The 14,169-nt window shown below is 65.8% G+C and carries 10 protein-coding genes; 1 reads left to right on the top strand and 9 read right to left on the bottom strand.

Annotated elements, in window-relative coordinates; all coding sequences use genetic code 11:
* The 6 genes from G3W89_RS01315 to G3W89_RS01290 form a co-directional block, all read right to left on the bottom strand.
* On the bottom strand, positions 1-783 hold the full coding sequence (locus G3W89_RS01315) for an ABC transporter ATP-binding protein (protein ID WP_162572418.1): 783 nt from the start codon (positions 781-783) through the stop codon (positions 1-3).
* Positions 783-1,592, bottom strand: coding sequence for an ABC transporter permease (locus G3W89_RS01310; RefSeq protein WP_443083192.1), 810 nt, complete (start codon positions 1,590-1,592; stop codon positions 783-785). The genes G3W89_RS01315 and G3W89_RS01310 overlap by 1 nt, the downstream gene beginning before the upstream one ends.
* A gap of 85 nt (positions 1,593-1,677) precedes the next feature.
* Complete coding sequence (locus G3W89_RS01305) at positions 1,678-2,643, bottom strand: ABC transporter substrate-binding protein (protein ID WP_162572416.1); 966 nt, start codon at positions 2,641-2,643, stop codon at positions 1,678-1,680.
* Between the two features lie 280 nt (positions 2,644-2,923).
* On the bottom strand, positions 2,924-5,317 hold the full coding sequence (locus G3W89_RS01300) for a hypothetical protein (protein ID WP_162572415.1): 2,394 nt from the start codon (positions 5,315-5,317) through the stop codon (positions 2,924-2,926).
* 17 nt (positions 5,318-5,334) lie between these two features.
* A complete protein-coding gene (locus G3W89_RS01295) occupies positions 5,335-5,796 on the bottom strand; it encodes a CesT family type III secretion system chaperone (RefSeq protein ID WP_162572414.1) in 462 nt (153 codons plus the stop codon).
* Between the two features lie 16 nt (positions 5,797-5,812).
* Complete coding sequence (locus G3W89_RS01290) at positions 5,813-6,274, bottom strand: CesT family type III secretion system chaperone (protein ID WP_162572413.1); 462 nt, start codon at positions 6,272-6,274, stop codon at positions 5,813-5,815.
* A gap of 225 nt (positions 6,275-6,499) precedes the next feature.
* On the opposite strand from G3W89_RS01290, the gene recQ reads away from it, so the two are divergent.
* A complete protein-coding gene (gene recQ, locus G3W89_RS01285; protein WP_162572412.1) occupies positions 6,500-8,347 on the top strand; it encodes a DNA helicase RecQ in 1,848 nt (615 codons plus the stop codon).
* A gap of 5 nt (positions 8,348-8,352) precedes the next feature.
* Here recQ and G3W89_RS01280 read toward each other — a convergent pair whose 3' ends face one another.
* The 3 genes from G3W89_RS01280 to G3W89_RS01270 form a co-directional block, all read right to left on the bottom strand.
* Positions 8,353-10,086 (bottom strand): S41 family peptidase, encoded by a 1,734-nt coding sequence (locus tag G3W89_RS01280; protein WP_232076257.1) that lies wholly within the window; start codon positions 10,084-10,086, stop codon positions 8,353-8,355.
* A gap of 115 nt (positions 10,087-10,201) precedes the next feature.
* On the bottom strand, positions 10,202-11,776 hold the full coding sequence (locus G3W89_RS01275) for a S41 family peptidase (protein WP_162572411.1): 1,575 nt from the start codon (positions 11,774-11,776) through the stop codon (positions 10,202-10,204).
* Positions 11,777-11,822: 46 nt separating this feature from the next.
* Positions 11,823-14,144 carry an ATP-binding protein gene (locus G3W89_RS01270; protein ID WP_162572410.1) on the bottom strand — a complete coding sequence of 774 codons (2,322 nt, stop codon included), beginning with the start codon at positions 14,142-14,144 and terminating at the stop codon, positions 11,823-11,825.
* Between the last annotated feature and the right edge of the window lie 25 nt (positions 14,145-14,169).

Raw genomic sequence — 14,169 nt, 5'->3', positions numbered from 1 at the left:
TCAGTGTTCGGCCGCGGCCATCGACTCCGCCCGGATCTCCTCGGTCAGGCGCGCCTTGATGGCCATGAACTCGGGCGAAGTCTTGATCGTGTAGTGCCGCGGATGCGGGAAGTCGACCGCGATCTCGCTCTTGATGCGGCCTGGCCGTGCGCTGAACACCGCCACGCGGTTGGCCATGAAGATGGCTTCGTCGATGTCGTGGGTGACGAAGAGCACGGTCTTCTGCGCTGATTCCCAGATGCCGAGCAGCAGCTCCTGCATCAGCACGCGGGTCTGGTTGTCGAGCGCGCCGAAGGGCTCGTCGAGCAGCAGGATCTTGGGGTCGTTGGCGAGCGCACGCGCGATCGCTGTGCGCTGCTGCATGCCGCCCGAGAGTTGCTTGGGGTAGTGGCTCTCGAAGCCGCGCAGGCCGACCTTGGCGATGAAGTAGTCGCTGCGCTCCTTCTGCTCGGCGTCGCCCATGCCGCGCTCGCGCAGGCCGAAGCGGATGTTCTGCGCGATGGTGAGCCAGGGGAAGAGCGTGTAGCTCTGGAACACCATGCCGCGGTCGGCGCCCGGCCCTTCGATGGGCTGGCCGTCGAGCAGCACGCGGCCTTCGCTCGGGTCGTCGAGACCCGCCACGATGCGCAGCAGCGTGGACTTGCCGCAACCCGAGGGGCCGAGGATGGTGACGAAGTCGTTCTCGCGCACGTCGAAGTCGATGGGCAGCAGGGCCTGCGTGCGCTGGCCACGGTTGCCGGTGAAGGTGCGAGACACGCCGCGGATCGAAAGCTTGCTTTGCATCACAGCGTGCTCCAGGCGAAGAGGCGCCGGTTGACGAACTTGAAGACGAAGTCCGAGACCAGCCCGATCACGCCGATGACGATGATCCCGAAGATGATCTGCCCGGTGTTGAGCAGCGCCTGGCTGTCGGTGATCATGTGGCCGATGCCAGAGGAGGAGCCGATCAGCTCTGCCACGATGACGTAGGTCCAGGCCCAGCCCAGCACCAGGCGCAAGGTCTCGGCGATGCCCGGTGCGGCGCCCGGGATCATCACGCGCGCGACGATGCCGCGGCTGTTGGCGCCCAGCGTGTAGGCCGCCTCCACGAGGTCGCGGCGCGCGCCGCCCACGGTCACGGCGACCATCAGCGTGATCTGGAACACCGAGCCGATGAAGATCACCAGCAGCTTCTGCGCCTCGCCGATGCCGGCCCAGAGAATGAGCAACGGGATGAAGGCCGAGGCCGGCAGGTAGCGGCAGAAGGAGACGAAAGGCTCGAAGAAGGCCTCGATGGGCTTGTAGGCGCCCATGGCGATGCCCAGCGGCACCGCGACGATGGCGGCCAGCACGAAGCCGCCGACCACGCGCCACACCGTCATGCCGATGTCGTGGATGAAGTTGTATTCGGTGAAGAGGCCGTAGCCCTCCTTCACCATCGTCACCGGGCTCGCGAGGAAGGTGGGCGGCACGAAACCGCCCAGCGTGAACGCAGCCCAGACCGCGAAGAACAGCACGAAGAAGCCCAGGCCCAGCATCCAGCGCGCGCGTGGGCTGACGGGTTCGAGCGGCGCCATGCCGCGGCGCCGACGGGGCGCTGCCATGACCGGCATGGCGGCAGGTGCTGCAGGCGCAGCGGTGGGGACGGCGGTGGTCGCTTGCATGGCAGTGGCCGGGCCAGCTTCGTGCTCAGCGCACTTACTTGATGAAGCTCGCGTCGAAGGTCGCCGAGAGATCCTCGGGCGCCTTGCGGATCACGCCGGCCTCCAGCAGGATCGGCACCGAGTCCTTCATGAACTGGGTGAGCTCGCCCGCGAAGAACTTCTGGTTGGCCGCCTTGTCCTGCCAGCGCAGGTAGGCCGAGGACTTGGCGAACTGCTCGCCGCCCTGCTTGACGGCCGAGCCCATGAGTTCGTTGGACTTGGCCGGGTCGCTCTTGATCATCTCCAACGCTTCGAAGTAGGAGTTGGTCAAAGCCTGCGCGGCCTTGGCGTTGGCCTTGAGCCAGGTGGGCGCGCAGCCGACGGTGTCCATCACCATCGGGTAGTCCAGCGTGGTGGCCAGGATCTTGCCGGCCTGCGGGTTGGCGCGCACGGTCGAAAGATAGGGCTCGTAGGTCATGGCGGCGTCGTTCTGGCCGGCCACGAAGGCCTGGGCCGCAGGCTGGGGCTCGAGCGAGACGGTCTTCACGTCCTTCAGCGTCATGCCGTTCTTGCTCAGCATCCAGGCCAGGCCGAAGTAAGGTGCGGTGCCGGGTGCGCTCACGCCGATGGTCTTGCCCTTGAGGTCGGCAAAGGACTTGACGTCGTTGCGCACCGCGATGCCGTCGGCGCCGTAGGACTTGTCCATCTGGAAGATCTGCACGATGGGCACGCCGTTCGCGTTCCAGGCCACGTGCGTCTCGACGGTGGTGGCCGCGCACTGGATGGCGCCGGAGGCCAGGGCCAGGTGCCGGTCCTTCTGCGGGATCATCTTGAGCTCCACGTCGAGCCCGTTCTTCTTGAAGATGCCGGCCTTGTCGGCGAGCGAGAGCGGCGCGAAGCCTGTCCAGCCGGACATGCCGAGGGTGATCTTGGCGTCCTGGGCATGGGCGCTTGCCGCCATGGCTGCGGCGCAAAGGCCTGCCGCGAGCAGCGACGCGGTTCTGGCGAGGGTGTCGACCATCTGGGTACTCCTGTTGCGTTCGTAAAAACTTGGACTCGCCCTGCGTGACACACGCGGCACGCAGGCATGGTGCCGGCGTGCGATGCACCTGTATATACAGGCAAACCCCAACGCGGCACATTTTCATGACTTCGCGCGCTCGGGTCCGGTGCACGTGGGCTCGTCGGCAGCCTGCGCAGGCGCAGGCTGGCACCGGGACAGCAAGGCTCGTGCCACACACGCAGCGCCTCGCCATTCGCAACGCCGCGCGGCGGCTGCGCGCAATTCCAGGCGCAGGCCCTCAGGGTTGTGTCAACCTGATCGCATCGGCCTGCTCCGCAGAAGCGAAGCTTTCCAGTTCTTCGACAAGAGCATTGATCTCTTTCATGGCGCGTTCTTTCTCGGCAGCCCTCTGCTTCACAGGACCGTCGGACTCTCCGCGAGCCGCCTGGAGCCCTGCCGAATAGTTAGCGAAGCCCTTCAGAATTTTCAGAAACGGCGTCTCAGGAAGGTTTTTGGGCTGCGTTTTTGCCAGGAAAGCGCTGATGGCAGTGTCGAAAGCCTGCAAGCCCGCCTGCGCATCGGGATAGAACGCTGCCAGCTCCTTCCGAATTTCTGCATGTAGATCAGCCGAACCGTTTCCCGTTTCGTAGCGCGCACGGACAGTCGACACAGCTCTCCGGAAATGCCCGAGAAAGTGCGACACATGGGGCAGGGCCTGCTGCCGAAGCTCGCCCTGCATTCGCAATTTCATGTCCAGCCTGGGTGCAATCCTCGACTGGATGTAGTCCAGTTGCATATCCGCCGGCCTGGCAGAGGCCGCCTTGCAGATGGCCAGCAGCCTGACCGCGTCGATGCCGATGACGTGCAGAAGCTGGATGAAGGGAGAGTCTGCGTCGTACCTGCCCTCCCGGACCAGATCCTGGACCCGAAGCGCCAACGCGTGAAGTCCCAGGTACTCGTTGTTTCGGGCATCGAACAACATCTCTCGGCCGCCGGCGAAGCGCTCCTCTGCAGGCAGGTACTCGCCTTCCTGGAAATTCATGTTCAGCCGGCGGTCTTCCGCCAGGTTCTCCTCCAAAGCCTCGCGGGACAGTTCGAAGCCCAGGACGCGCGCGGCCCGCTGGCGCCACTTGGACTTGTGCTCGATTCGATGTTCCACGTAGGTGCGCCTGGCTGACACACCTCCCCAAACGGCCCCAGGCGCAGCAGCCAATACCGCGACCGGACCGAGCAACGGTGCGGTGAGGACGCCGCCCAGGACCAGACCTCCGGCCACCGTCAGTGACGCCATTCCGCCCAGGGTCCCACCAGCCGTGCCGAGGTGAGCTTCGGCGAAACTCTCCCCCCATTCCGACTGATCAACCAACTTGTCCTGCCATCCGCCCAAGCCCTGCACGATGCCCGCCAGCAGCGCGTACTCGGAATGCCCCGGGTTGGCCTCCAGGACGGCCTCCATGGCAGTCTTGCGCAGCTCGGCCTGTTCCTTCCTGCTCAACTGGCCCTGGCGTTCCTGGTACGCCTTGTAAACATCGATGGCCGCACCGACAGCGGCCACCGGTGCCAGGACCAGGGCGCCAGGGCCCGAGATCGCAAGCGCGGGCGCGGCCAGGTGGGTGATCGCCGTGCCTGCCAACACGCCGGCAGCCAAGGGCTGAACACCCGCCTGGTTGGCGGCGCCAGCCTGGGCCGCGGCCATGTTCGCGCGTTCTTGCCGGGTCGGAGAGAACAGCTTCTGGGCGGCTTCGTCGAAGTCCAGGAACAGGTCCGACTCCTCGGGGGTGGCTCTTTCAAGGTAGTCAACGTAGCGCCTGGCATCCTTGAAACTGTGCAGCAGGTCCGCATTGGCCTTGTCCCGGTCGCTCATGAGCGATGAGACAGCGACCGTCGCGGCGACGGCATTGGCCGCCACCAGCACCGGCGCGACAAGGCCCAGCGTGTTGCCGACCACGCCCGCGCCGGCCGCGATGGCTGGCGGGTCCAACCCCGCGCTGGCGGCGCCAACAATGCGGTCGGCTTGCGCGATTCCGCCAAGGGCCGCCCCAGCGTTTTCCAGCGGCACGACCTTGGCGCCAGTCACCAGACCTTCAGTGCCCTCGGTGCTCAGGTAATTGCTGCCGTACTTGCGTTCTGTTCCGGCCAATTCGCGCCAAAGGTCGCGTGTACGGTTGACAGCCTTCTGTACCGCCGCTCCTTTTTTGGTCTGCCAGCCCGCGAAGCGCTGAACTCCGGTCTCCTTCGTTCTGACCACTTCGAACTCGTTTCGAGGCTTGCCGTCGCGATCGAGCAGGGCTATTTTCTCGTAGCGCTTGCTCCTGGCTTTTTTCGTCTCCAGCCGCTTTGCCAGTTGGTAATGCCGATCAAACGCTGCCTCACCCTTTGTTTTTTGTTCCTTCAATGTCTGCAGGTCGATTCCGAAGGAAACCGCCTGCCGGGACTCCACCTGATGCGCGGCGTCGTCGTCGGGCGCGGGCGGAAACAGATCAGACGCCTTGAGTTCTTCGGCGTGCTCGAGGAAGCCGCGTTCATCGGCGTTGCTGCGGGCGAGGGCCCGCGCAGCCGGCGTGTCGAAAAGAACAGCCGACCGCTTGACAAGCTTGCCTCCCCGGGGAGTCCCTTCTCTGGTTCGGCTCGTCGAGCTGTCACCATGGTCCACGATGTGCCGGACACTGGGTGTGAGACTGAGGGGTTTCATAAGAAGCGTCCTTTCGTTCAGGCAAATGTTCCGAGTGGAGGAAAAGCTTGGCTGCCGGAGCGCACATGGCTGAGCGCTTGTCGAATGGCAGACTTCCAGTCGTCGAGCAGCGGGATCAACTGCTCGTCGAGCACGAAGGCGAGGCCGATGTTTTGGCCGCGCAGGATCTTCAGGGGCAGGTGATACGCAACGATCGCGTGCCCGGTCTCGGGATGAATGCTGAAGATCGGCAAGTACAGACCGTTGTTGCTCGAGTTGAATTCCAGTAACAGGGAAAACAGCGCTGCCCTGTCTTCTTCCGCCTCCATGTCCCCGAGGTCCATGAGCAGGCGAACCTCATTTCTTTCTTCCAGGTACTCGATGCCGATGAGCGCATCGTCCAATTGCAGGACACCTTGGTGCAGCAACTCGCCTGCTTCTTCGAAGTCGATGTCTTTGCAGAAATCTTGTACCAGCTCGACGTAGTCTTCCCTGCTCACACGCATCCCTTGCTTGTCAGACCAACGAACCAGGAAGCGGCAAGGGGCCGGCGCTTGAAGATTTGCTGTCGAGTGCCTCCCTCAACCTGAGCTTCGAATCGTCCAGCAAGGGGACCAGCCTCTCCGTGAGCACGAATGCCAGATCGACGTCTTCCTCCAGCAATACCGGCAGGGGAATGTGGTGGGCCAACACGGGGTGATCGCTCTCAGGGTGCAGGCTGAAGGCGGGCAAATAGAAGCCGGCGTTGCCGAGGTTGAGCTCCAGGAGCAGTTGGAGCATCTCGCCCCTGTCGACGCCCTCCTCGAACTCGTCGAGGTCCGCCAGCAGGCGGATCTCGTCGCGCTCCTCGATGTACTCGATGGCGATCAGCGTGTCGTCCACCCGAAGCAAGCCGCGACCCAGGAACTCGCTGGCGTCGGCGAGCCCCAGCTCCTCGCAAAGATCCTGAACCAGCTCGACATAGTCTTCCCTACTCATGAGCCCGTCTCCTCATCAGATCGAACAAAGGAAATCCACTTGGCTAGTTGGTAACAATCGTCTCCCCGGCACTCCGCCGGAAAGCCTGACCTTTTGTGGCGGCGGCTGAAGCGACAATCAGCTTTCGGCGCCCAATGCGGTGCCAGTCCGTCCTCCCCCGAGAATCTTCACGCCATCGGTGCCACGCCCGTGTCCGTCTTGCCGTCCCCATCATCCGATCGCGAGTTGTCGCAGATCCTTCGCGACGTCTTCGGCTACGCCGAATTCCGCGGCCATCAACAAGCCATCATCGAGAACGTCACCGCCGGAGCCGACGCGCTGGTGCTGATGCCCACCGGCGGCGGCAAGTCGCTGTGCTACCAGATCCCCGCGATCGCGCGGCAGCGCGCCGGCCGCGGCGTGACGGTCGTCGTTTCGCCGTTGATCGCGCTGATGCACGACCAGGTGGGCGCCCTGCACGAGGCCGGCGTCAATGCGGCCTTTCTCAACTCCACGCTCGATTGGCAAGAGACGCAGGACGTCGAGCGCCGCATGTTGCGTGGCGAGATCACCTTGCTCTACGCGGCGCCCGAACGGGTGACGACGCCGCGCTTTCTCTCGCAGCTCGACGAACTGCATCAGCGCGGCAAGCTGTCGCTGTTCGCGATCGACGAAGCGCACTGCGTGAGCCAATGGGGCCACGACTTCCGGCCCGAGTACCGCGCGCTGACGGTGCTGCACGAGCGCTATGCCGGCGTGCCGCGCATCGCGCTCACCGCCACCGCCGACGCGCTGACGCGCGCCGACATCGTGGAGCGGCTGCAGCTCGAGGAGGCGCGCCAGTTCGTCTCCAGCTTCGACCGGCCGAACATCCGCTACACGATCGTCGAGAAGAAGGACCCGACCACGCAGCTCTTGCGCTTCATCGAGCGCGAGCACGAGGGCGACGCGGGCGTGGTGTATTGCCAGTCGCGCAAACGCGTCGAGGACACGGCCCAGACCCTGCGCGACGCCGGCGTCGAGGCCCTGCCCTACCACGCCGGGCTCGATGCCGCGGTGCGCCAGAAACATCAGGATCGCTTTTTGCGTGACGAAGGCATCGTGATGGTGGCGACCATTGCCTTCGGCATGGGGATCGACAAGCCGGACGTGCGCTTCGTGGCCCACCTCGACATGCCGAAGAACATCGAGGGCTACTACCAGGAGACAGGTCGCGCCGGCCGCGACGGCGCGCCGGCCGACGCGTGGATGACCTACGGCCTGCAGGATGTGGTGAACCAGCGCCGCATGATCGACGAGAGCCCTGCCGGCGAGGAGTTCAAGCAGGTGATGCGCGGCAAGCTCGACGCGCTGCTCTCGCTGGCCGAGGCCAGCGACTGCCGGCGGGTGCGGCTACTGAACTACTTCGGCGAGCACAGCACAGTCTGCGGCAACTGCGACAACTGCCTGAACCCGCCGCAGGTGTGGGACGGCACGGACGCGGCACGCAAGCTGCTGTCGACCATCTACCGCGTGCAGCAGCACAGCGGCATCAGCTTCGGGGCCGGCCACATCATGGACATTCTTCGCGGCAAGACCACGGAGAAGGTGACGCAGTTCGGCCATGCGAAGCTCAGCACGTTCGGCCTCGGCAGCGAGTTCAGCGAGGCACAGCTGCGCGGCGTGATGCGCCAGCTGATCGCCACCGGCGCGCTGTCGGTCGATTCACAGGCCTTCAACACCCTGCAGCTCACCGAAGGCTCGCGCGCGGTGCTGAAGGGCGAGATGCAAGTGCTGCTGCGCGAGTCGGTGTCGTCACCAGCCGATCGGAAGAAGTCACGGCGCGACAAGCCGGCGCGCGGCGCGCCCTCGCCCGCAGCGGCCACGTTGGACATGGCGGGCCAGGCACGCTTCGCCGCGCTGAAGGCCTGGCGCGGGGAGGTGGCGCGCGAGCACAACCTGCCGGCCTACGTGATCTTTCACGACGCCACGCTCGCCGCGATTGCCGAGCGGGCACCGGGCACACTCGAGGACCTGCAAGGCCTGAGCGGGATCGGCAGCAAGAAGCTGGATGCCTACGGGGCGGATGTGCTCAGGGTCTGCGCCGCGTTCTAGCCTGGCTAGCGGCCGGGCCGGAGCAGCCGGTTCTCGAGGATCGGAGAGCGCACCAGGTAAGGCACGCGCTCGGCTTCGGCCTTGCGCATGGCAATGTCACCCTTGCTGACCGACGATGGCGGTGTGGGGCAGACGCCGCCGCCGAGCAGATGCAATGCCACTGCAAGCCGCGCTTCCTTTGGATCGCCGAGCGCGTGCGTGAAGTCGTCCACCACCGCACAGGTCGGCTTGAAGCCATCGCCGTAATCGCCGAAGCCCTTGTCGTTGACGCCCTGGAACTGGATCGCGTAGTAACTGGTGCCGCAGTTGTCCTGCGGGGTGAATCCGTAGGGCTTGCCGCACGTGCCGCCGCCGACCAGGTCGACCGTGATGCCGATGCCTCGCAGGCTGTTGACGACGGACTCACTGGCCGAGCAGGTGTCGGGGCCACTCAGCACTGTGACGCGGGACAGCCCGAGTTGCGGCAAGGCGTACCCCGCACTCATAGGGAGCCCCGCATCCTCCGAGAATCCGAGGGCCGTGGGATGGAAGGGCACGATGGTCTGCTCTGGCGTCAGCTGAAACGGATTCTTGCGGTTGTACTGAAGCCGCTCGAAGGTCTTGCCCTGGGTCGCCGCGCTGGAGCTCACCATGTAGGCCAGCTGGCTCGCAATGTCGAGATACCCGCCGCCGTTGTAGCGCATGTCGATCACGAGATCGGTGATGCCGATGGACTGGAATAGCTCCATCGTGGCGGTGAGCCAGTATTCGGCTGTCGCAATGTGTTCGTTGAAAAGCATGTAGCCGACACGCTTGCCGCCGGGGAGGGTGAAGGCGTTGAGCGTCGGCACGGGATCGCGAGTAATCGACGCCGACGCGAGCGTGAGGATGCGCTCGGTGCCATCGTTCGCCCGCAGCTTGAAGCTGTGCTGTACTCCTGCGCGCTGGGGCGCGATCGCGGCATTCAGCGAGTCGACCTCCGTCCCGTTCACGGCATCGATGCCGTCGATCTCGATCAACCGATCCCCACGAGCCACAGCGGCCTGTGCCGCCGGAGAACCCGGCTCGGTGAATGCGACGCGGATGTCGCGCGGCGCCGAGGCGCTGATGAAGGCGAGTTGCATGCCATAGCCGATTTCGGTGCCGTTCTGCGAAAGTGCGCGCGCCTGCTCCGTGTTGGCGGTGAAATGGAAGCGGTCCTTGGGTTTGCCTGACGCAGTGAGCTTCGGCGTTTTCAGGACGTCGAAATAGGTGACGGGTGTCGCGTAGTCTTTCGCGAGCAGATAGGTGGGCACTTCGTCGTACCACAGATAGGTTTCATCGATCCAGCCGCGCACCCAACTCTTTTCGAGAGCCAGCGTGCCTTGCAAATCGGTGAACGCGGCGCCGGTCGACGGATCGATGCCGGTTCGCGGCGCGGCGCATTGGGCGGCCACGTCGGATGACTTGACGATGTCTTCCCGAGGCTCGGGCGCTGGAGGCGCTGGTGGGACGACCGGCGCCTCGGGCACTGCCGTTGGAGGATTGGCGGGCTGCAAGGGCGCAGCGGGGTCCAGGGGAGGCACAGCCGGAGAGGACGCGACCGGGTCCTCGGCGGCCGTCGGCACCGGAACCGAAGCAGAGTCCCCGGGCGCGGCAGGAGCCGTGAGGAAAGGTGGAAACATGGGGCCGCCGCCTCCACCACCGCATGCCGCGAGTGCGACGGTCCATGCCAGGCCGAGCGCGCATCGCGCCAGCTTCTTGTCGAGAACTCTCCCCATGCTTCCTCCGATGAGACATCGCTGTCAATTTGCAGCCGGGGGATGCTAGAAACACTCAGGTCAAAATAGTTCTCGCAACGACAATTCTTCAGAATGGGAGATTCACGGTTTCGCGTCAGGGCTGCGTCGCGCGCAGCGTGGCAACCAGCCGGTTTTCACGGACTGGCGATCGCATGAGATACGGCGCGCCCTGGGTCTCCGCCTTGCGCAACGCCAGTTCGGCCTTGCTCGACTCCGACGCCGGGCACGCGCCGCTGCTGCGCAAGGTCAACGCCGCCGCGAGCCGCGCCTCGGTAGGGTCGCCCAAGGCGTGATCGAAGTCGTCGGCCACGACGCAGGTCGGCGCAAAGCCGTCGCCGTAGTCGCCGAAGCCCTGGTTGTTGACGCCCTGGAACTGGATCGCGAAGTAGGTGGTGCCGCAGTTGTCCTGCGGCAGGAAGCCATAGGGCTTGCCGCAGGTGGGGCCGCCGATCAGGTTGACCGCGACGCCGACGCCACGCAGGCTGTTGATCACCGATTCGCTGGCGGAGCAGGTGTCAGGGCCCGCGAGCACGGTGACGCGCGACAGGCCCAGGCGCGGCAGCACCTGCCCGGCCGGTGTGGAAAAGCCGCGCGAAGTCACGTGGAAGGGCAAGGTGGCCTGCGCGGGCGCGAGGCGAAAAGGGTTCTTGCTGTTGAAAACGAGGCGCTCGAACACGGCGCCGGTGGTCGCGCCCTGCGAGCTGACCATGGCAGCCAGCTCGCTCGCAACATCGAGCAGGCCGCCGCCGTTGTAGCGCATGTCGATCACCAGGTCGGCGATGCCCGCGCTTTGCAGTTGGTTCACGGCCGCTATCAGCGCCGCCTCCGCGGTCGCGAGGTGGTCGTTGAATTGCATGTACCCCACCGGCCCGCTTGCGGTCGCGATGGTCTTCACGTTCTGCACTGGAGTGCGGGTAACACGCGCGGCGGCCAGCGCGAGCGTGCGCTCTGCGCCGTCGGGCGCGCGCAGCCTGAAGCTGTGCGCCTCGCCCTCGCGGGCCGGGGCCAGGCCTGCGTTGAGCGTGGTCGTGTCGACGCCGTTGGCAACGTCGACACCATCGATTTCCACGACGCGCGTGCCGCGCACGATGCCCGCCTGCGCCGCGGGCGAGTTGGGCTCGGTGTAGGCCACGCGCACGTCACGCGGCGGCGATGCGCTCAGGAAAGCCAGTTCCAGGCCGTAGCCCACATCCACACCGCCTTGCGACAGCGCGCGATAGGCGGCCGTACCCTGCGTGAAGTGAAAGCGGTCCTTGGCTCGGCCGGAAGCGGTGAGCCGAGGTGACCTGAGCACGTCGAACCAGGCAATCGGCGTGGCGTAGTCCTTCGATGCCAGAGTGGCCGGCACTTCGTCGAACCAGAGGTAGGTTTCGTCGATCCAGCCGCGCACCCAGCGCTTCTCGTCGGCGGTGGTGCCGCTGCGGTCGGGGAAGACGGCGCCGGTGTCCGGGTCGATGCCGTTGCGCGGCGCGGCGCAAAGGCCCGCGACGCTGGCGGAAGCGGCGATGGCATCGTCCTCGGCCGCGGGCTCGGCCGGGCGCTGCGGGGTCGTGGCCACGGGCATGAAGGCGCCGCCACCGCCTCCGCCACCACCTCCGCAGGCCGTCATTGCTGCGGCGGCCGCGCACACAGTCACCAGCGCAGCCAGCCGCTGCAATCGAAGCTCCATGAAGTATCCCCCTCACGCGCCGGCGCGCAATGCGCCGGTCGCAGTCTCAGTGAACGAAGCCCATGCTGCGCGATTCGCGTACCTCGGGCTTGATGCGGTGCTCGGCCTCGAGCTGGTCCAGGAACTCGTCTGCCGAGAACGCGACGCCAAGAATATCGGTCTGGCGCTTGACGGCCGCGAAATCGCCAGGACACAGCTGCGGCAGCCTGGCCAAGCGCTGTTGCCGTTCGCTCGTCAGGCCGGCAGCGTCGCCGTCCAGCGCCTCGATCAAGAACATGCGCTCGCGCTGCACCGGCGTCAGCGGCATGAACTTGATCTTGAACGTAAAGCGCCGCAACGCGGCCTGGTCGAGGCGGTCGAGCAGGTTGGTCGTGCAGACGAAGATGCCGTCGAAGCGTTCCATGCCCTGAAGCATCTCGTTGACCTCGGTCACTTCGTAGGTGCGCTGTGCGCCGCGGCGGTCCTGCAGGAAGCTGTCGGCCTCGTCGAGCAGGAGCACGGCTTCTTCGGCCTCGGCCTCCTTGAACATGGCGGCCATGTTCTGCTCGGTCTCGCCGACGTACTTGCTCATCAGGTCGCTCGCCTGCTTGATGATCAGCGGCCGGCCGATGGCGCGTGACAGGTGCTCGGCCAGCGCCGTCTTGCCGGTGCCGGGCGCGCCGTAGAAGCACAGGGTGCCGTGGCCGCGCACCTTGAGCGCCTCGACGATGCGCGGGATCTCGAAGCGGCTCTCGACGTTGAGCATGTCGAGGTCGTAAGTGGTCACGCTGCGGCGCGCGCCCAGACCGCCCTGCGTGCCGAGTGCAAGGTCTGCATTGCGCAGCTGGCGTTCGATCAGGCTTTCCATGGAAGTGCCCTGCGACATGGCAAGACCCGCGAAGCGCACCGCCGTGCGGATCTGAGCAGGCGTCAAGCCCTTGCGGGCAGCCAGTTTCGCCGCAAAGGCATCGGACACAGCCACGCCCTCGAGCGTCTTGCGCACCAGTTGCTCGCGCGCACCGGGCGGCGGCGACTTGAGCTCGAGGTGGTAGGCGAAGCGGCGCCGGAAGGCGGGGTCGATCTGCTCGATGCGGTTGGTCACCCAGATCGTGGGCACCGCGTTCGACTCGAGGATCTGGTTGACCCAGGCCTTGCCGCTCACGCTGCCGCTGGCGGATGCAGGAATCTGCTCGGCGCGCGCCATGAGCTGGGCCGCCTCGGTGCTGATCGGCGGGAACACGTCCTCGACCTCGTCGAAAAGCAATGCCGCCTGCGCGCTCCCCTTGAGGAAGACCTGCGCGATCTGCAGTGACCGGTATCGGTCACGGCCCGAGAGCGAGTTGCCGTCGCGGTCGGCGTACTCGACCTCGAACAGCTCCAGGCCGGCGGCTTGGGCGACGACCTTCGCGAGCTCGGTCTTGCCGGTGCCGGGCGGACCGTAGAGCAGCACGTTGACCCCCGGCTCCTTGCGCGCCACCGCGGCGGAAAGCAGGGTGATCAGCATCTGCGCATCTTCCTGCACGAAGCTGAAGTCCTGCACCACGAGCGCGCTCTTGGCGGAGGGCCGCGTGAACACGGCCATCAGCTCGTTGTGGTCGCGGTATTCGCGCATCAGCACCGGCGGCAGCTTCTCGCTGACCTTCATGAGGTCGGCCAGGTCGGTGATGTTGTGCTCGGAGATGAGGTTTTCGACCAGGCCGATTCGCTCGAGCCGCGAGCCGGCGCGCAGTGCCTCGCCCACGTCGCTGGCTTCGACACCGGCCACCTCGGCGATCGCGGCGTAGGCTTCCGGCGCGTTGTTGACCTTGAACTCGACCAAGAGCGAGCGCAGATCGCGCTGGTAGCGCGCGAGCGTGCCGTAGAGCAGGAGCGCGCGCTCGGCCCTGTTGAGCTGAAGGAGGCCTGCGAGCGCGTCGATGTTCTTCTCGACCAGGGTGGACTGCTTGCGCAGCGCATGGGTGAGCCAGTCGCGCGTGGCCGAGAGCACCGAGAGCAGATCCTTCGGCTGGTCCTTGGCGTACTCGTCGAGATAGAAGAAGAGCGTGCCCTCCTCGTAGGGGCCGCGCCACACACCGTGACGCTCCAGCAGCGTGCGGCCATCGAAGTGCTCGACGCCTTTCCACACTTCGTTGCCGGCGCAGCGGCGGCCGAGGAATTCGCGCAGGCGCTGCAGCACGGGCAGGGGCCAGACCAGGTGCCGGCCGGTCAGCGAGAGCAGGCCGTTGAGGTCGCGCCTCACGTTGAAGCGGGGCCCCTGCTTGGCCGCGAGGGTGAGCACGAAGTGCGAGCACATGAGCTCGAGCACCGGCGCTTCCTTGAGTCCGGGCGACGGCAATGCATGACCGCGGGAAGCCGCAGCCACGACATCGGCACCGGAACGCTTGACCATCGAGCAACCTCCAGTTAGGAGAAAC

Origin of the sequence: Variovorax sp. PBL-H6 (assembly GCF_901827155.1) — a bacterium.
Lineage (GTDB): Bacteria > Pseudomonadota > Gammaproteobacteria > Burkholderiales > Burkholderiaceae_C > Variovorax.
The sequence above is the reverse complement of the archived record's forward strand: the minus strand, read 5'-3'. Positions and strand labels throughout refer to the sequence as shown.

Excerpts from the sequence above, each read along its gene's own strand:
- G3W89_RS01315 (WP_162572418.1), bottom strand. The coding sequence starts at position 783 with ATGCAAAGCAAGCTTTCGATCCGCGGCGTGTCTCGCACCTTCACCGGC.
- G3W89_RS01310 (WP_443083192.1), bottom strand. The coding sequence starts at position 1,592 with ATGCCGGTCATGGCAGCGCCCCGTCGGCGCCGCGGCATGGCGCCGCTC.
- G3W89_RS01305 (WP_162572416.1), bottom strand. The coding sequence starts at position 2,643 with ATGGTCGACACCCTCGCCAGAACCGCGTCGCTGCTCGCGGCAGGCCTT.
- G3W89_RS01300 (WP_162572415.1), bottom strand. The coding sequence starts at position 5,317 with ATGAAACCCCTCAGTCTCACACCCAGTGTCCGGCACATCGTGGACCAT.
- G3W89_RS01290 (WP_162572413.1), bottom strand. The coding sequence starts at position 6,274 with ATGAGTAGGGAAGACTATGTCGAGCTGGTTCAGGATCTTTGCGAGGAG.
- G3W89_RS01280 (WP_232076257.1), bottom strand. The coding sequence starts at position 10,086 with ATGGGGAGAGTTCTCGACAAGAAGCTGGCGCGATGCGCGCTCGGCCTG.
- G3W89_RS01275 (WP_162572411.1), bottom strand. The coding sequence starts at position 11,776 with ATGGAGCTTCGATTGCAGCGGCTGGCTGCGCTGGTGACTGTGTGCGCG.
- G3W89_RS01270 (WP_162572410.1), bottom strand. The coding sequence starts at position 14,144 with ATGGTCAAGCGTTCCGGTGCCGATGTCGTGGCTGCGGCTTCCCGCGGT.